Raw genomic sequence first — 15,976 nt, forward strand, 5'->3', positions numbered from 1 at the left:
GCGCGTGCAATCCACAAATGGGAATTCCCTTTATGAAACGTTTTCTTAGCATCGCCATGGCGTTGTGCATCGGCCTGACGATGAGCCTCGACGCCAACGCCAAGCGCTTTGGTGGCGGCAAAAGCATGGGCTCGGCGCCGAGCCACCAAAGCAGCAAAATGGCACCCTCCGCCGGGGCCGCCGGGGCCGGCGGAGCCGCTGCGACCGCAGGTGCTGCCGGTGCCGCGGGTGCTGCTGCCAAAGCCGGCGGTGCTTCGCGCTGGTTGGGTCCTCTGGCCGGTATCGCGGCCGGTGGCTTGCTCGCGTCCATGTTCATGGGCGGTGGCTTCCAGGGCATGCAGATATTCGACATCCTGATCATGGCGGTCATCGCCTTTGTGATCTTCCGCTTTATCGCCGCCCGTCGTCGCAAGCAGCAGGAGCACCTGGCACCCGCCGGTGCACCGATGCAGCGTGAAGTGTTCGAGCAAAAGCCTGCCATGGGTTCGATTTTCGGTGGCTCGGCTGCACCCGCTGCCGCTCGTCCGGTTATCAATGCACCCGCCTGGTTCAATGAAGAGCGTTTCGTTGAAGCAGCACGCAACCACTTCCAGTCCCTGCAGCAACACTGGGACGCCAACGAAATGGACAAGATCGCCGAGTTCGTGACCCCACAGTTGCTGGAGTTCCTCAAGCGCGAACGTGCCGACCTGGGCGACGCCTTCCAGTCGACCTACATCGACGACCTGAGCGTACAGCTGGAAGGTGTGGATGATCGCGCCGACAAGACCATCGCCACCCTGACCTTCAGCGGTCTATCGAAGACCTCGCGCTTCGATCAGGGCGAAGTGTTCAGCGAAAGCTGGAACATGGAACGTCCACAAGGCGAGAACCAGCCTTGGCTCGTAGCCGGTATCCGCCAGAACGGTTGATCCCCAAACGCTTTGAGCACGCAGTAACGGAAACCCCGGACATATGTCCGGGGTTTTCTATTTCACGGTTGCACTTATAGCGAGCTACTGTATAAAGCGCCCCTATAAACCGCGCCATCTAGCAAGAGGATCCCGGCCGTGGAAGAAGTCATCGAACAATTGCGTGAAGCCAACGAACCGGTACCGGTTCCTCTGGAACTGCCTGACGACGACGACCTGGTGGAGATTGAAGAACAGTTGTTCATCAATATCCCCTTTGTCTTCAAAGAGTTTTTGCTGACTGTCAGCGACGTGGTTTATGGCAGCCTGGAGCCTGTGACCGTTACCGACCCGCAGTCACATACCTATCTGCCGGACGTTTGTGCGACCGCTTGGGACATGGGCGTTTCTCGCGAACTGATCCCAATCTGCCAAGACGGCGACGACTACTACTGCGTCGAAGAAGACGGCACCGTCGTACTGTGGTCCGGCGAAGAAGAACTCGTCACCGAAGAAACCTGGGAGTCGGTATGGCACTGGGCGCGGGACGTCTGGCTGGAAAGCTGATGCTGTGGCGAGGGGGATCGCCGTACCTCCCCCTCGCCACAGGCTGTCTCAGTGTTCCGGCGTGTCCTTGTGGTTATCCAGGGTTTCCAGCAAGGCCACCTGCATCCGTGTATGCACGCGGATAAACCAGCGCCAGAGCACGGCGGCCACTGCGGCCGCCACCACGGCGATCAGCACCAGCAACTTGTTGGTCGGCAAAATGCTCGCCGACAAGGCCGCCAAAAGCAGGAAGATCACCAGCAGCGAGAGCAGCGGGATCACTTCGGCGATCACCCGGCGCACGCGCTGGGTATGGCGCCCGGCCATTTCCGGCTTGACGCTCATCTCGGCCAGTAACATCGACAGCGCCTTGAGCTTGCGGTAAGCCGCGATCAGGAACGGCAGCGACAATAACAGCGCACCGCCCCAAATCAATGCTTTTTGCCAGCTCGGATCACTGACCCAGGCTTCCAAGTAACCGCCAATGCGCACCGCGAAGAAGCTGCCGGCAAAGAAGATTGCGATCACCAATGCCAGGTTCACTCCGACCTGCAGAATGATCTTGCGGATCATCGACGCCAACATCGCGCCCTCGCCCTGAGGCTGGATACTGCGCAGCCATTCGCCGTACATCCCGAACACCCGGCTCATGCGCTTGGGCATGATCGCCGCGATTTTCAGCGACAGCGGGTCGGCACCACGAATCAGGTAAGGCGTGAGTAACGTGGTAATGGCCGAAACCGCCACTGCCACCGGGTAGAGAAAGTCGCTGGTAACCTGCAGGGTCATCCCCAGCGCAGCGATAATGAACGAAAATTCGCCAATCTGTGACAGCCCCATACCCACCCGCAATGATGTGCGGCCATCATTCCCCGCGATAAATGCCCCCAGGCCGCAGGACAACATCTTGCCCAGCACCACAGCCACGGTAATCACCGCAATCGGCCAGGCATATTGCAGCAGGATTTGCGGGTCGATCATCAAGCCGATAGCGACAAAAAAGATCGCACTGAACATGTCGCGAACCGGTTCGATCAAGCGTTCGATCTTCAGCAGTTGCCGGGACTCGGCCATGATCGCGCCGATCAGGAATGCCCCCAGCACCATGCTGTATTCCAACTTGACCACCAGCAGGCAGAAACCAAAACACAGGCCCAGCACGGTGATCAGCAGCATCTCGTTGCTTTCGAACCTGGCCACGTACTCCAACAGCCGCGGCACCAACAAAATGCCAATGACCAGCGCCACAATCATGAACAGCGAGAGTTTGCCAACGGTGGAGAACACTTCGCCGGAACTGACCGTGCCACTGACGGCGATGCTCGACAGCAAGGCGATGATGCCAATGCCGAGGATGTCTTCAACGATCAGCACGCCGAAGATCAACTGCGCAAAGCGCTGGTTTTTCATCTTCAGGTCATTGAGAGCCTTGACGATGATGGTGGTCGAGGAGATGGCCAGGATCGCGCCGAGGAACAGCGAGTCCATGGTGTTCCAGTCGAACCAGCTACCGATTTCGTAGCCGATCCAGATCATCAGGACGATTTCCAGGAAGGCCGCGATAAACGCCGTGGCGCCAACCTTGAACAGCTTGCGCAGGCTGAACTCCAGGCCCAGGCAGAACATCAGGAAGATCACCCCAAGCTCGGCCAGGGTCTTGATGGTGTCTTCGTCGTGGATCAGGCCGAATGGCGGGGTGTGAGGGCCGATGATGAACCCGGCGACAATGTAGCCCAGGACTACCGGCTGCTTGAGGCGGTGAAACAGGATGGTGACGACCCCTGCTACCAGCATGATCACGGCCAGGTCCTGGATAAAGCTGATGGCGTGCATGGCGAGGGGCTCCTTGAAGGGCACTGGCGCTTTATCCATTTCCGCGCAGCGGCCGCAATGAGCGGAAGGAAAAGTCTGCCTTGATCGTAAGAAATGCCCTCGAAATGGGCTTTTGAAGGGTAACACCGCGACTTACGGCAGAAAGCCGGTGCAATATATGGAAACAGATCGTTCCAGGCGTGACGGCAAGCCACGCAATGGCGTCCCGTTAGGAATGGCTCTGCAAAAATTCCAGCACCCGCAGAGGTGCCTCCCCAACCAATGCCTACAACCGCGAGTGTGCTATGGAACCCGGAAACGCCCAGCTGTCGATGACGGTACTGATGACCCCTGACATGGCCAATTTCTCAGGTAATGTCCACGGCGGCACCTTACTCAAGTACCTCGACGAAGTCTCCTACGCCTGCGCCAGCCGTTACGCCGGGCGCTATGTGGTGACTTTGTCGGTGGACCAAGTAATTTTTCGCGAACCGATCCATGTTGGCGAACTGGTGACCTTCCTGGCCTCGGTCAACTACACCGGCAATACGTCGATGGAAGTGGGGATCAAGGTGGTCACCGAGAACATCCGCGAGCGTTCGGTGCGCCATACCAACAGTTGCTTCTTCACCATGGTCGCGGTGGACGACCAACGCAAACCGGCTGCCGTACCGCCGCTGCAACCGCAGAACAGCGAAGACAAGCGCCGATTCGTACAAGCCCAGCAGCGCCGGCAGATTCGCCAGGAACTGGAGAAGCGCTACAGGGAAATCAAGGCCGACGGGCCGTAAGAACCCGCCGGGTTTCTGTAGGGCTGCTTAGTAGCGCCAGCACTTGTCAAATCGCGCACATACATCAAAGTGCTGGTCCAACTGGGCCATGCGCTCCATATGGTGATTGATGGTCTCCAGCGCCACGCTCTTGCTGGTGTTCATGTAGTACCGAACCATGTACTCGTCGCTGGAAGTAACCCGCTGGCGTACCGAGCTGTCCGTAGGCTGCAGCCATTGCTGCAAAATGGAGTCTTCGATGCTGCGCAAGCGCAGGCGGTACGTATCGGTATACAAGCTCAGCGCTCGCGACTGGCGCCCGGAAACTTCGTCATTAGATAGCTTCAGGTTCTGCCGGTACTGAGTCCAGTAATCCTCCGGCAAGGTGACCGCGCCCATCAATGCCTTGCGCTGGGTGACCAGTTCGTCGATTTTTTCCGATGGCAACGTAGAGCCAGCTGCCTTGGGCGGGTCCAGGCGTGTGATCGCTTGCGCATTCTCCGCGAGGATGCGATTAATCAGCACCGTGCGCTGCGCGGTATCGGGTAACGGCTTGGCGAATATCGGGCTTTGCCCCTGGCAAACCGGAAAACCGTTATCAAACACCGGCTGAGGAATGCGCACATCTTCGCCGCCAAATCGGGCCAGACGCTGGAACAAGGTGCTGCAACGGTCGCGCTCCATATCGAAGATCACCTCATATTCCTCGCCCGCCTTGGGCGTGAAGCTGAAGGCCTTGCCGCAGATGTAGGAACCACCGTTGGTGTTGATCATCAACATGGTTTCCTTGCCGGACGCAAGCTTGACCTCCAGCATGCCCCGAGCCTTGGCTGGCGGCGGCACGAGCATGTCGACCCGGCGCTTGGTGTCCCCCATGAGGAAGTTGTTGAGCATGCCCGTGGTCTGGCCCGTGCAGTGTTGCGCGTCGTAAATGTCGAGAGTGGTATTCGAGGTGTTGGAGATGAACCGCAGCTTCGCCGCGTCGGGTGCGGTGGCGTCAGGGTAGGAACCATGGATACTGCAACCGCTGAGCAGCGAAACCAGAGCCAGGGCAGCCAATGCCCGTGACGAATGAGACAGGGATAGCGACATGATCTTCCTTGATGAACGCAGAAGGCAAACAGATAGCCGATGGTACCGGACGTCTATTGCCTCGCTCAATCAGGAGTTTTCCTACAGCCCTATCGGCGTCGCTTCAAACCGGACTCGTGGGTGTGCGATCCGGTCCTGGGCGCGTACCAGTTCCAGCTCATAGCTGGCGCAAGCCTGGGTCTCCAGCAGCACTTCATGCACCGCCGCGGCCGTGAACTCGAACGCGGCCACCAGGCTATCGCCCAACAACACCCGCGCCAGGAACAGGCCCGATGTCAGGTCGCCCACGCCCACCGGCTGACGCGGGAACGCCAGCAGTGGCCGGCGCAGGTGCCAACTGCCTTCTGCTGTCACCAGCAGCATCTCGAAGCCGTCCGCCAGCTTGCCGGGGTAATCCAGGTGCTTGACCAACACCGCTTTCGGGCCACGGGCCAGCAGCGCCCTTGCCATGCCCAGGCAATCGAATAGCGACTGCGGCTTGCGGCCGGCAAAGCTGTCCAGTTCCAGTTGGTTGGGGCACAGGAAGTCCGCCATGGCGGCCGCCTCCTCCAGCAGGAAGTCGCTGACTTCCTGGGGCACGATGCAGCCTTTTTCCGGATGGCCCATGACCGGGTCGCACAGGTACAGGGCCTTGGGGTTGATCGCCTTGATTCGTGCCACGCCGGTCAAGATCGCACGACCTTGGGCCGCACTGCCCAAGTAGCCCGATAGCACCGCATCACAGTTACCCAACTCGCCAATGGCCGCAATCCCTTCCACCAGCACCGGAATTTGCTGCGGCGCCAACACTTCTCCCGTCCACTGGCCATACTGAGTGTGGTTGGAGAATTGCACCGTGTTGAGCGGCCAGACATTCACCCCGACCCGCTGCATGGGGAACACGGCGGCGCTGTTTCCGGCGTGGCCGAATACCACATGGGACTGGATCGCAAGCAGATGAGGCATACGTTTCATGCGTGATATTTCCGAAAAGCCGTTGAAATTCTGGCCGCGCAGTATGCGACTAAACGCAGCCTGTACGACAGACCGAAGACACAGTTAAGCTGGCCGTACTTTGTTGGAGTTCATCGAATGCTGAGCCTGGGAAATATCTTCGTGCTGATGCTACTGGCGACCGGCGCCGCTTGGCTGTGGCACAACCACGGCCTGCGTGAGCGAGCGCTGGAGCGGGTCAAACAGCATTGCGCCAAGCTCGATATCGAGTTGCTCGATGGTGCCGTGGCATTGAAACGCATCGGTTTTGTAAAGGATGCCAACGGCCGCAAACGGCTGGCGCGAATCTACAACTTTGAGTTCACCGTGACAGGCGATGCACGTCATCCCGGAACCATCACCCAGTTTGGCGCCCACAGCGCACAAATCGAGCTGGCGCCCTACCCCTTTGAAATCAAGACGCCGCTGCCTAGCGCCGAGGTGATTGAACTAAACCAATGGCGCCAGGAACATGACAAGGGCCGTCACTGACGGCAACCGGCCAAGGCGGCCTGCAGCTCGGGAATGTCTTGGGGCTGGCTGAAAATCAGCTCGATACGTGAATCCCGACGCCATTCGCTGGGCTGCCATTTAAGGGTGGTGTTATCCACAGCGTTGGCCGAAACCCAGCCTTGGGGGTTGTGGATAACCAGCTTGGCGCGCCGCCAGTTCAAGGATTGCAGCCAATGCTGCAGACGCAATAGGTCGAATTGTTGGCTCGGGTGCCAGCGCCAGCCGATACTCCAGCTACCCTCCTGGGCCTGGCTCAGGCAAATCGGCAACGTCGGTTCACTCCAGATTGCGGGGAGCTGCGCCAAGCCTTGGGGTGCTGCAAACTTATCCACAGCTACGCCCGCCTGAGCGGCCAGGCCTGGTAAGTGCGCCAACGGCAGTTGTGCCTGGCATGTCCAGTAAACCGGGCAGGCAGTCAATTGCTCCTCAATCGCCAAACGTTGCCCTGCGTTCAGGGATTCATCCTTGTTCAATACCAGCAACCCCGCACTGGCCAGTGCTTGCCGTTGCGCCTCGGGTAATGGCTTGCCCGCCGCCAACGCCTGGGCGTCCAGTACCAGCACACAGGGTTGAACGGCCAGAACCTTCTGCCAGGGTTCTTCACGCAATTGCTGGAGCAATTGCGCCGGATGGCCCAGTCCGGATGGCTCGATAAACAGCCGATCAGGCTTGGCCTTACGCAACAAACGGCCCAGCCCTACCTGGAACGGCACGCCATTGACGCAACACAGGCAGCCGCCCGCCACTTCGCCCATGGCAATACCGTCGTCATCGCAGGTCAGCAAGGCCGCGTCGAGGCCAATCTGCCCGAACTCATTGATCAACACTGCCCAACGTTCGTTGGCCGGACGTTGAGCCAGCAGGTGTTTGATCAGGCTGGTCTTGCCAGCGCCCAAGGGGCCGGCGATCACGTGGGTGGGAATGTTCTGCAGCATGGAGGGCATCATTCAGACCGGATAGAGAGATTTGATCCTACCCGGTTACGCCAACCAATCCAGAGTCAAAATCAACCGCCGCTCGTTGGCATTCAGCTGCGGCGAGCGGTGGATCAGGCCGAAGCCTTCATTGCCGTGCCATTTTTCGCCCTTGAGCAACACCACTTCGCCACAACGGACTTGCTCGATACCGTCTTCCGGCTCGGCGCTTGTCTGGCCCAGATGCCGGCGGTCCATCACACCTTCGCGCAACCACTGGCTACCAATGCCGGCATAGGTGGTGATCAACCGCACCGGCACATGATCTACATGAAAACGCGGGCACATAGCCTTATCCAGCAGACGCAGGCGCACGCCGATACGTTTGGCCCCGAGCAGGCAGGCAAAAGCACTGACCAGCCACGACACATCAGCGATAAACCCGTCATAGCCTTCAAGGTCCCTGCAACGTGATGCCAAACCCTGTAAGTCTGGTTCGGCATTCTCGCTGTTCAGTTCAATGACCAATGACTCGGCCAACGGCTCATTCAACGAGATCAGCAACTGGCCAAACTCGACAATATGCAGGGGTAACTGGCGCTGCCACAGCGCCAGGTTCACGCCGTCTTCAAGGATATCCGCGAGTGCCAACGGGGTCTCGCCCGAGGTCTGGCGTATCACCGGGCGCAGTTTCATCATCGGTGCCAGCATCAGGCCGCCTCCTCCTCAAACCAAGGGCCAAAGGGATCAGCCAGCAAACGCCAACTTTCGACGCCCAAGGCCATTTCATCATCGCTCAGCAAGCAATCATCCAACTCGGCGGTGAGCTTGGCAAAGTCGATGTTCTGCCCGATAAACACCAACTCCTGGCGGCAATCGCCGGTGCTCGGTTGCCAGTTCCCCATGATTGCCGCGATATTTTCTTCATCCTGCGGCCACTGGCTCTTCGGCACAAAACGCCACCAGCGTCCGGCAAAGCCATGGCGCATCAGGCCCCCGGCCTGGGACCAACTGCCAGCATCCTGATGCTTGCTGGCCAGCCAGAAAAAGCCCTTGGAACGCAGCAGTTTGCCGTTGACCCACGGCCGGTCGATAAAACTGAAAAAGCGCTGAGGATGGAACGGGCGGCGTGCACGATAAGCCGTGGAAGCGATCCCATACTCTTCTGTTTCCGGCACATGTTCGCCGCGTAATTCCTGCAGCCAGCCAGGTGCCTGGGCGGCGCGCTCGAAGTCGAAACGGCCGGTGTTGAGGATCTTGGCCAGCGGCACTTCGCCCATGACCATGGGGATCACCTCGGCCTGGGAATTGAGGCGTTCGAGGATTGCCATTAACTCCTGCCGCTCATCGCTGCTGATCAGGTCGATTTTGCTGATGAGGATCACATCAGCGAATTCGATCTGCTCGATCAACAGGTCAGTGATGGAGCGCTCATCCTCTTCACCCAGGGTTTCACCGCGCGACGCCAGGCTTTGCGCCTCCTGATAGTCCTGCAGAAAGTTCATGCCGTCGACCACGGTAACCATGGTGTCGAGCCGCGCGATGTCCGCCAGGCTCTGGTCTTGCTCATCACGAAAGGTGAAGGTTTCGGCCACCGGCAGAGGTTCGGAAATACCGGTGGACTCGATCAGCAGGTAATCGAAACGACCGTCCCTGGCGAGTTTTCCGACCTCTTCAAGCAAATCTTCACGCAAGGTGCAGCAGATGCAGCCATTGCTCATTTCCACCAGTTTTTCTTCAGAGCGGTTCAAGGTGACGTCGCGTTGAACCTCGCTACCGTCAATATTGATTTCGCTCATGTCGTTGACGATCACCGCCACCCGCAGGTTTTCGCGGTTGCGCAGGACATAGTTGAGCAGCGTACTTTTACCGGCGCCGAGAAAACCGGACAGCACAGTAACGGGGAGACGATTGGGCATCAGGTATTTCCTCATCAGGTTGGCCGGTCAAATCGCCCGTTGGTGGCGTTCGCGCAGCTCTTCACGTTCTTTGGCTTCGATACACAGGGTGGTCGTAGGGCGCAGCAACAGACGCTTGAGACCAATGGGCTCGCCAGTCTCACGGCACCAACCGAACTCACCGCGGGCCAGGTGCTCCAAGGCCCCATCGATCTTGTCCAGAAGCTTTTTCTCGCGCTCCAGCAGGCGCAATTGCCACTGGCGCTGTTCTTCGGCGCTACCAACATCAGCGGGGTCGCTGTTAGGTTCTTGCTCACGCAGCACCATGAATTCGGCATCGATGCGCGCTTGCAGCGCAGTGCGCTGGGACAGCAACAACTCGCGGAAGAAACCTTGCTGGACGTCATTCATGTAATCGTCGGGCGATTGGGCGAGGAGATCTTGTTCAGTCATGGGCGAGGTTCACGGATCAGATTTTATTCAATGTTATAATATAACAGTGCAAATATACCAATCTCCCTTATTCGCCACGACGAAGGGCGTAATGCTTAACCGAGAAAGCCTATGAAATATCTACTGTGCAGCCTGCTGCTGGTGACTGCGACCCAAGCCAGCGCCCAAGCGTCAAACCCGCTGGCCACTTGCACACGCAGCGCCACCCTGCTGTCGTGCGTTGATGCCCTGGGCAATGCCTATAGCGTCGCCACCGTTGGCACCACCACGTATTTGCGGGGTTTCGAGGTGATCGGCAAACGCTATTGGGCACAAACCAATAGCCGCTACGGGCAACTGACGTTCTTTACCGGGTTGGCGTCCGATGGCGAAGCGTGGGTGGGCTACACACGGCGGGTGGGCTGGACGACTATCAACCGGTTTTCCAGCTCCGCAGGGGCCCGTGCCAAGTTCACCTGCAGCCGTATGACCGGTTGTTAGGCCTGGTTTTCCTTCTGCTCCTGGACCCAGGCCATATAACTGTTAACCGGTGGATTCTTCTGAAAATAACGCTGCAGGCCTGCAAACAAGCCGTCTGCCACTGCTTGTTGGTGGCGTGCCGTGACTAGCCGCCGACTGTCCCGGGCGTTGGAAATAAAGCCGGTTTCCACCAGGATCGACGGCACGTCTGGTGACTTGAGCACCGCGAACCCTGCTTGTTCCACGCGCTTTTGATGCAGCGTGGTGATCCCCGCCAGACTCCCCAATACCGTGCTGCCCAATTGAAGGCTGGCGGCGATGGTCGCGCTCATCGACATGTCGAGAATCACTCCGGCCAGCATCGGATCCTTGTCCTTGAGATTGAGCAAACTGGTCGCCCCCAGCAGGTCGGCACCGTTTTCCCGTTGGGCCATGAAACGTGCGGTAGCCGACGTTGCGCCCCCTTCAGACAAAGCGTAAACCGACGCCCCCGAAGCGGTGAGTCGCGGTGCCGCATCGGCGTGTACCGAAATGAACATATCGGCTTTGTGCTTGCGGGCAAACTCCACGCGTTTGCGCAGCGGCACGAAGAAGTCGTCGTTACGCACCAGTTTCACGTCGAAGCCCTTCTCGCGCTTCAAGCGTTTAGCCAGCAATTGCCCAATGGACAGCACCACGTCTTTTTCTCGTTCACCCTTGGCGCCGACAGCACCGGGGTCTTTGCCACCGTGGCCGGGGTCGACCACCACAATGATGTCGCGCTTGGGATGAGCCCTGCCCACCTGCGCGGCCAGGGGCGCTGGTGCGGCGGCGACTTGCAGAGGGGCACGCACGGCGTTGCTCAGGTCAAGAACCAAGCGATGCCCTTGGCCGTCCTGAGGCGACAAAAGAAAGCTGTTGAGCTGCATGGGCGCAGCCAGGTCCAGGACGATCCGTGTATCACTCTTGCCAAAATGCCCGGAACGAATCGAGGTGATTCCGCTGTTGGCCAAGGTCAACTGGCTGAAATCGCCACTTAACTGCGCGCCGGAAAGATCAATGATCAACCGCTCCGGAGCGGTCAGAGAAAAGGTTTTGTACTGCACCGGCCCGCTGAGATCAAACACCAACCGCAGCTTGTCAGACGAGCGCCACAGGCGAGCATTGCGAATCTGCGTGGCCGAAACACCAAAGGGCAAGGTGAACACTGCGCTGGCCAGCAACAGGTTGAGGAGTTGACGTCTGTGCATGGCATACACCGGGAATGAGGGAGCGTCCGTACTCGACATAACTGAATAAAAAGACGGGAGCAGAAAAATCATCGTCGCTCGCATTGTTATAATATAACATGTCTTTTTATTTCTAACGATGGACCTGCTCATGAATGCGCTGACTCTGCCGGATATCGCTGCGCAGGCTTCACGCCAGGCCTTGCCGCTCGACTGGGTCGGCATGTGCGGTATTGCCCTTCCGATCCTGATTGATGGCCAGCGTCTCAGTGCCAAGGCTGATGCGGGTGTCAGCCTAGACGATGGCGAGGCCCGTGGCATTCATATGTCGCGGCTGTACCTGGCGCTAGAAGCGCTTGAGCGGGAATCCCTCACGCAGGCCTTGTTGCGCGATGTACTGCAGCGCTTCCTCGACAGTCATGAGGGTCTCTCCCAGAACGCCTATCTGCGCATTCATGCGGACCTGCTACTTAAACGTCCGGCACTGATCAGCCCTTTGAGCGGCTGGAAGACCTATCCGGTGAGCATTGAAGCGCGCCTGGAAAACCAGATGTTCCACGTGGAACTAAAAATTGACGTTACTTATTCCTCAACCTGTCCCTGCTCTGCTGCCCTCGCCAGGCAGTTGATTCAGCAGCAATTTATCGATGATTTCGCCACCATGTCTTTGCAGCATGAAGATGTCCTGACCTGGCTCGGCAGTGCAAAAGGCATCGTCGCCACGCCCCACAGCCAACGCAGCAGCGCGCAATTACGGGTCCACCTGCAAGCCAATCAGCGCACGCTGCCGCTGACGCAACTGATCAACGAGGCCGAAGCCGCCCTCGGCACAGCAGTACAAACCGCCGTTAAGCGCGCCGACGAACAAGCCTTCGCCTTGGCCAACGGCCAGAACCTGATGTTCTGCGAAGACGCCGCCCGCCGCTTGAACCTGGCCCTGAAAGGCATGCAGGCGGTAAAAGCCTTCCACCTGAAAGTCATCCACGCCGAAAGCTTGCACGCCCACGACGCCGTGGCCGAAAGCCGCTGGGCAAGGGCCGCCCTGTGATCACTTGCAAAGCCCTGCGTTGGGGCGCCCCCGGCCAGCCATTGACGCCCGCGGTCAATTTCGAGTTGGCCAAAGGCAGCCTCACCGGCATGATCGGCGCCAACGGTTCCGGAAAAAGCAGCCTGTTAAAAGTCATTGCCGGTTTGCAGAAGCCCTTGGCGGGCAAAGTCAACCTGGCTGTTCCACGCCGCGGCAGCCTGTCGTTCCTGCCCCAGCAGCAACACCTGGACCGCCAGTTCCCTATCAGCCTGCAGGAACTGGTGGGTGCTGGTTTCTGGGGTAGTAAGCAAACCTCTCAGCAACGCAGCCAACGCCTGCAAGCCGTCCTCGAAGACTGGTGCTTGAGCGGGCTGGAGCATCGACCATTGATGGCGCTTTCCGGTGGCGAGCTGCAACGTGCCCTGCTCGCCCGCATGAGCCTGGCCGAGGCGCCGGTACTGCTGCTCGACGAGCCTCATGCCGCCCTCGATGAACAGGGCCAGGCACTGCTGTGGAAACACATCCACGCCTGGCACGCCGAAGGCCGCACGCTGGTAGTGGTGTGCCATGACCTGACTGCCGTACGCCAACATATTCCCCAGGCACTGCTGATCAAGAGCAGCGGCTGCATACTGGCACCGAGTAAAGAATTGATTCTCCTGCAACCGCACACGCAGGTGGCCTGATGCACTTCACCGCGCACCTGTGGCTGCCTTTCGGCGACTTTGTATTCATGCGCCGAGCCTTGTTTGGCGGGCTGGTCCTGGCCTGCAGTACTGCGCCGCTTGGGGTGTTCTTGATCCTGCGGCGCATGAGCCTGATTGGCGACGCCGTAGCCCACGGCATCCTGCCCGGTGCGGCCCTGGGTTTCTGGTTTGCCGGCCTGAGCCTGCCTGCACTGACTGTCGGTGGCCTCGGCGCCGGTCTGAGTATGGCCGGGTTGGCCGCGTGGATTACCCGTCGCACCGGCCTTCGAGAAGATGCCAGCCTCGCCGCCATCTACCCCATCTCTTTGGCCTGCGGCGTGCTGATCCTTGGTATTGCCGGCAAGCGCCTGGACCTGCTGCACTTGCTGTTTGGCTCCGCCCTGGCGGTAGACGGCCCGACTCTGACCGGCATGCTTTGGGTCTGCGGATTCAGCCTGGTCGCCATGGCGCTGATCTACAAACCGCTGCTGCTGGACACCCTCGATCCGTTGTTCCTGCAAACCGTCAGCCGTCTCGGCCCATTGGCCCATGGTTTGTTCCTGACCCTGGTGGTGCTGAACCTGGTGATCGGCTTTCAGGCCATTGGCGCGTTGATGGTGGTCGGCTTGATGATGTTGCCAGCAGCGGCCTCCCGTTTCTGGAGCCGACGTTTACCGGTGTTGATCGCGGTATCGGCAGTGCTGGGATGCCTGTCAGTGTGGCTTGGCCTGCTGCTGTCGTTCTACTACTCACTGCCCAGCGGGCCGGCGATTGTGCTGGTGGCTGGCGGTTTGTACCTGCTGTCTGTGGTCTTTGGTCCGGTGCACGGCTTGCTGCGCCGCCCGCCCCTGCTTACATCCCAATGAGGTGTTTCCCGATGCGTGCTCTACTCGTGCTGTTCAGTGTCTTGCTGTCGCTTGCGACTGCCCAGGCCGCCGAAAAACTCCAAGTGGTTACCAGCTTCAGCATCCTCAATGACATGACTCACCAGATCGGTGGCGACCATATCCAGATCAGCAACATGGTCGGCCCCGACGCCGATGCCCACACCTATGAGCCAACGCCCGATGATGCCAAGGCCCTGCTCAAGGCACGGGTGATCATCAAGAATGGCCTGGGTTTCGAGCCGTGGCTGGATCGCCTGATCACCAGCACCGAGACCAAGGCCACCGTGGTCAGCGCCAGCAAAGGGGTGATCGCCCGTACCATGGAAGAAGACGGCGACACGATTCCCGACCCCCACGCCTGGCACAACCTGGCCAACAGCGAAATCTATGTCAACAACATCACCAAGGCATTGATCGCCGCCGACCCTGCCAACCAGGCCGATTATCAGCACAACCGCCAGGTGTACCTGAAAGAAATCTACCGCCTGCTGGCCGAAGCCCAGACCAAGCTGGGCTCACTGCCTCCGGGTAACCGCCGCATCGTGACCTCCCACGACGCTTTTGGGTACCTGGGCCAGGCCTATGGCATCGACTTCATGGCGCCACAGGGCCTGTCTACCGAGCGTGAGCCATCGGCTGCCGAAGTGGCTGCGCTGATCACCCAGATCCGCAGCGACCACGTTAAAGCCGTGTTCATGGAAAACATCAAGGACTCGCGCCTGCTCAAGCAGATCGCCGACGAAAGCGGCGCGCATCTGGGCGGCACGTTGTACTCCGACGCCTTGGCGACAGAAGGCCCGGCCAGCACCTTTACCGGGCTGTTCGAATACAACCTCAACACTTTGTACGCCGCCCTGAGCAAGCCATGAGCCCGAGCATGCTCGACCTGGAAGCCGCTGCCCTGGGCAGTCGCTTCCCCCTTGATCACGTATTGGAGGCCCTGGCGTGGAACAGCGATGGCCTGATTGCCGCCATCGCCCAGCAACACGGTAGCGGTGAGGTCTTGATGTTGGCGTGGATGAACCGTCAGGCCCTTAATGAAACCTTGGCGAGCGGGCAAGTCTGCTACTGGTCACGCTCGCGCCAGCAGCTATGGCGCAAAGGCGAAACCTCCGGCCACTGGCAGCAACTGGTGGAGGCACGCCTGGACTGCGACGGCGACGCCGTACTGTTGATCGTCGACCAGCAAGGGCCGGCCTGCCACACCGGCCGACCCACCTGTTTCTACAACGCTATCGTCAACGATCAAGTGCACATCATCACCGCCCCTCTCAAGGAACCAGCAGCATGATCCGCAAAAACCCTTCCGGCGATTTGCCGGTGATCGCCGAATCGGCCTACGTCGATAAAACCGCAATCATCTGCGGCAAAGTCATCATCGGCGAAAACGTCTTCGTCGGGCCCTACGCCGTCATCCGTGCCGACGAGGTCGACGCAAACGGCGACATGGACCCCATCATCATCGGCGCCAACTCCAATATCCAGGATGGTGTGGTGATCCACTCAAAATCCGGCGCGGCGGTCACCGTCGGCGAGTTCACCTCCATCGCCCACCGTTCCATCGTCCATGGCCCCTGCACCGTCGGCGATCGGGTGTTTATCGGCTTCAACAGCGTGCTGTTCAACTGCTCCGTCGGTGATGGCTGCGTGGTGCGCCACAACTCGGTGGTCGACGGCTGCGACCTGCCCGCGGCGTTCTACGTGCCCTCCACAACCCGCATCGGGCCCAACACCGACCTCTCGCTGTTCCCACCGGTAAGCGTCAGCGCCTCGGAGTTCTCCGAAGACGTGGCTCGTACCAACGTCGACCTGGTGCGTGGCTACAAAGCCCTGCAAAACGAGTTCTGAA

General features: G+C 59.4%; 19 protein-coding genes. 11 read left to right on the plus strand and 8 right to left on the minus strand.

From position 1 onward, the window contains the following. Positions 1-32 precede the first annotated feature (32 nt). Positions 33-911 (plus strand): Tim44 domain-containing protein, encoded by an 879-nt coding sequence (locus GIR22_RS00670; protein WP_154741424.1) that lies wholly within the window; start codon positions 33-35, stop codon positions 909-911. A gap of 138 nt (positions 912-1,049) precedes the next feature. Further along, positions 1,050-1,457 carry an SMI1/KNR4 family protein gene (locus tag GIR22_RS00675; RefSeq protein ID WP_178122010.1) on the plus strand — a complete coding sequence of 136 codons (408 nt, stop codon included), beginning with the start codon at positions 1,050-1,052 and terminating at the stop codon, positions 1,455-1,457. Between the two features lie 48 nt (positions 1,458-1,505). On the opposite strand, the gene GIR22_RS00680 is transcribed toward GIR22_RS00675, so the two are convergent. Next, positions 1,506-3,269, minus strand: coding sequence for a cation:proton antiporter (locus GIR22_RS00680; protein ID WP_154741425.1), 1,764 nt, complete (start codon positions 3,267-3,269; stop codon positions 1,506-1,508). A 284-nt stretch (positions 3,270-3,553) separates the two neighbouring features. Here GIR22_RS00680 and GIR22_RS00685 point away from each other — a divergent pair, with 284 nt between their 5' ends. Further along, positions 3,554-4,039 (plus strand): acyl-CoA thioesterase, encoded by a 486-nt coding sequence (locus GIR22_RS00685; protein WP_154741426.1) that lies wholly within the window; start codon positions 3,554-3,556, stop codon positions 4,037-4,039. 27 nt (positions 4,040-4,066) lie between these two features. Here GIR22_RS00685 and GIR22_RS00690 read toward each other — a convergent pair whose 3' ends face one another. Together GIR22_RS00690 and pdxY are read right to left on the minus strand one after the other, a co-directional pair. Then, positions 4,067-5,110 (minus strand): hypothetical protein, encoded by a 1,044-nt coding sequence (locus GIR22_RS00690; RefSeq protein WP_154741427.1) that lies wholly within the window; start codon positions 5,108-5,110, stop codon positions 4,067-4,069. Positions 5,111-5,191: 81 nt separating this feature from the next. Then, entirely contained in the window at positions 5,192-6,064 is an 873-nt protein-coding gene (gene pdxY, locus GIR22_RS00695) for a pyridoxal kinase PdxY (RefSeq protein ID WP_154741428.1), read from the minus strand. Between the two features lie 117 nt (positions 6,065-6,181). Between pdxY and GIR22_RS00700 the strand changes: the two genes are divergently transcribed. Continuing rightward, positions 6,182-6,574 carry a DUF3301 domain-containing protein gene (locus GIR22_RS00700; RefSeq protein ID WP_154741429.1) on the plus strand — a complete coding sequence of 131 codons (393 nt, stop codon included), beginning with the start codon at positions 6,182-6,184 and terminating at the stop codon, positions 6,572-6,574. Here GIR22_RS00700 and GIR22_RS00705 read toward each other — a convergent pair. From GIR22_RS00705 to dksA, 4 genes are read right to left on the minus strand one after another with little or no spacing between them, the layout of a single operon-like run. Continuing rightward, on the minus strand, positions 6,568-7,530 hold the full coding sequence (locus GIR22_RS00705; protein ID WP_154741430.1) for a CobW family GTP-binding protein: 963 nt from the start codon (positions 7,528-7,530) through the stop codon (positions 6,568-6,570). The two genes, GIR22_RS00700 and GIR22_RS00705, sit on opposite strands and share 7 nt — an antisense overlap. Before the next feature lie 45 nt (positions 7,531-7,575). Further along, positions 7,576-8,220, minus strand: coding sequence for a DUF1826 domain-containing protein (locus GIR22_RS00710; RefSeq protein ID WP_154741431.1), 645 nt, complete (start codon positions 8,218-8,220; stop codon positions 7,576-7,578). After that, positions 8,220-9,428, minus strand: coding sequence for a zinc metallochaperone GTPase ZigA (zigA, locus tag GIR22_RS00715; RefSeq protein WP_154741432.1), 1,209 nt, complete (start codon positions 9,426-9,428; stop codon positions 8,220-8,222). The genes GIR22_RS00710 and zigA overlap by 1 nt, the downstream gene beginning before the upstream one ends. A 27-nt stretch (positions 9,429-9,455) precedes the next feature. Continuing rightward, a complete protein-coding gene (dksA, locus tag GIR22_RS00720) occupies positions 9,456-9,860 on the minus strand; it encodes an RNA polymerase-binding protein DksA (RefSeq protein WP_154741433.1) in 405 nt (134 codons plus the stop codon). Positions 9,861-9,971: 111 nt separating this feature from the next. Here dksA and GIR22_RS00725 point away from each other — a divergent pair, with 111 nt between their 5' ends. Continuing rightward, a complete protein-coding gene (locus GIR22_RS00725) occupies positions 9,972-10,340 on the plus strand; it encodes a glutamine synthetase (RefSeq protein ID WP_154741434.1) in 369 nt (122 codons plus the stop codon). On the opposite strand, the gene GIR22_RS00730 is transcribed toward GIR22_RS00725, so the two are convergent. Beyond that, the gene (locus tag GIR22_RS00730; protein WP_154741435.1) at positions 10,337-11,548 is read right to left on the minus strand and encodes an N-acetylmuramoyl-L-alanine amidase; all 1,212 of its coding nucleotides are present in this window, start codon (positions 11,546-11,548) and stop codon (positions 10,337-10,339) included. The two genes, GIR22_RS00725 and GIR22_RS00730, sit on opposite strands and share 4 nt — an antisense overlap. Positions 11,549-11,678: 130 nt before the next feature. On the opposite strand from GIR22_RS00730, the gene folE2 reads away from it, so the two are divergent. The 6 genes from folE2 to GIR22_RS00760 are packed head-to-tail and all read left to right on the plus strand — an operon-like array spanning position 11,679 to position 15,975. Continuing rightward, positions 11,679-12,575, plus strand: a complete 897-nt coding sequence (gene folE2 / locus GIR22_RS00735; protein WP_154741436.1) for a GTP cyclohydrolase FolE2 — start codon at positions 11,679-11,681, stop codon at positions 12,573-12,575. Next, on the plus strand, positions 12,572-13,240 hold the full coding sequence (locus GIR22_RS00740; RefSeq protein ID WP_178122011.1) for an ATP-binding cassette domain-containing protein: 669 nt from the start codon (positions 12,572-12,574) through the stop codon (positions 13,238-13,240). The genes folE2 and GIR22_RS00740 overlap by 4 nt, the downstream gene beginning before the upstream one ends. Further along, positions 13,240-14,106: a metal ABC transporter permease gene (locus tag GIR22_RS00745; RefSeq protein WP_154741438.1), complete on the plus strand. Its 867-nt coding sequence runs from the start codon at positions 13,240-13,242 to the stop codon at positions 14,104-14,106. Before GIR22_RS00740 ends, GIR22_RS00745 begins: the two co-directional genes overlap by 1 nt. 11 nt (positions 14,107-14,117) lie before the next feature. Then, positions 14,118-14,996 (plus strand): metal ABC transporter substrate-binding protein, encoded by an 879-nt coding sequence (locus GIR22_RS00750; RefSeq protein WP_154741439.1) that lies wholly within the window; start codon positions 14,118-14,120, stop codon positions 14,994-14,996. Beyond that, on the plus strand, positions 14,993-15,418 hold the full coding sequence (hisI, locus tag GIR22_RS00755; protein WP_154741440.1) for a phosphoribosyl-AMP cyclohydrolase: 426 nt from the start codon (positions 14,993-14,995) through the stop codon (positions 15,416-15,418). Before GIR22_RS00750 ends, hisI begins: the two co-directional genes overlap by 4 nt. Further along, positions 15,415-15,975 (plus strand): gamma carbonic anhydrase family protein, encoded by a 561-nt coding sequence (locus GIR22_RS00760; RefSeq protein ID WP_154741441.1) that lies wholly within the window; start codon positions 15,415-15,417, stop codon positions 15,973-15,975. The genes hisI and GIR22_RS00760 overlap by 4 nt, the downstream gene beginning before the upstream one ends. Position 15,976 lies beyond the last annotated feature (1 nt).

The sequence above is a fragment of the Pseudomonas karstica genome (genome assembly GCF_009707515.1).
In the GTDB taxonomy this organism is placed as follows: Bacteria; Pseudomonadota; Gammaproteobacteria; order Pseudomonadales; family Pseudomonadaceae; genus Aquipseudomonas; species Aquipseudomonas karstica.

What these genes read in the sequence shown, in the direction of transcription:
- GIR22_RS00670 (WP_154741424.1), top strand. Translation starts at nt 33, where the DNA reads ATGAAACGTTTTCTTAGCATCGCCATGGCGTTGTGCATCGGCCTGACG.
- GIR22_RS00680 (WP_154741425.1), bottom strand. Translation starts at nt 3,269, where the DNA reads ATGCACGCCATCAGCTTTATCCAGGACCTGGCCGTGATCATGCTGGTA.
- GIR22_RS00685 (WP_154741426.1), top strand. Translation starts at nt 3,554, where the DNA reads ATGGAACCCGGAAACGCCCAGCTGTCGATGACGGTACTGATGACCCCT.
- GIR22_RS00690 (WP_154741427.1), bottom strand. Translation starts at nt 5,110, where the DNA reads ATGTCGCTATCCCTGTCTCATTCGTCACGGGCATTGGCTGCCCTGGCT.
- pdxY (WP_154741428.1), bottom strand. Translation starts at nt 6,064, where the DNA reads ATGAAACGTATGCCTCATCTGCTTGCGATCCAGTCCCATGTGGTATTC.
- GIR22_RS00700 (WP_154741429.1), top strand. Translation starts at nt 6,182, where the DNA reads ATGCTGAGCCTGGGAAATATCTTCGTGCTGATGCTACTGGCGACCGGC.
- GIR22_RS00705 (WP_154741430.1), bottom strand. Translation starts at nt 7,530, where the DNA reads ATGCTGCAGAACATTCCCACCCACGTGATCGCCGGCCCCTTGGGCGCT.
- GIR22_RS00710 (WP_154741431.1), bottom strand. Translation starts at nt 8,220, where the DNA reads ATGCTGGCACCGATGATGAAACTGCGCCCGGTGATACGCCAGACCTCG.
- zigA (WP_154741432.1), bottom strand. Translation starts at nt 9,428, where the DNA reads ATGCCCAATCGTCTCCCCGTTACTGTGCTGTCCGGTTTTCTCGGCGCC.
- dksA (WP_154741433.1), bottom strand. Translation starts at nt 9,860, where the DNA reads ATGACTGAACAAGATCTCCTCGCCCAATCGCCCGACGATTACATGAAT.
- GIR22_RS00725 (WP_154741434.1), top strand. Translation starts at nt 9,972, where the DNA reads ATGAAATATCTACTGTGCAGCCTGCTGCTGGTGACTGCGACCCAAGCC.
- GIR22_RS00730 (WP_154741435.1), bottom strand. Translation starts at nt 11,548, where the DNA reads ATGCACAGACGTCAACTCCTCAACCTGTTGCTGGCCAGCGCAGTGTTC.
- folE2 (WP_154741436.1), top strand. Translation starts at nt 11,679, where the DNA reads ATGAATGCGCTGACTCTGCCGGATATCGCTGCGCAGGCTTCACGCCAG.
- GIR22_RS00745 (WP_154741438.1), top strand. Translation starts at nt 13,240, where the DNA reads ATGCACTTCACCGCGCACCTGTGGCTGCCTTTCGGCGACTTTGTATTC.
- GIR22_RS00750 (WP_154741439.1), top strand. Translation starts at nt 14,118, where the DNA reads ATGCGTGCTCTACTCGTGCTGTTCAGTGTCTTGCTGTCGCTTGCGACT.
- hisI (WP_154741440.1), top strand. Translation starts at nt 14,993, where the DNA reads ATGAGCCCGAGCATGCTCGACCTGGAAGCCGCTGCCCTGGGCAGTCGC.
- GIR22_RS00760 (WP_154741441.1), top strand. Translation starts at nt 15,415, where the DNA reads ATGATCCGCAAAAACCCTTCCGGCGATTTGCCGGTGATCGCCGAATCG.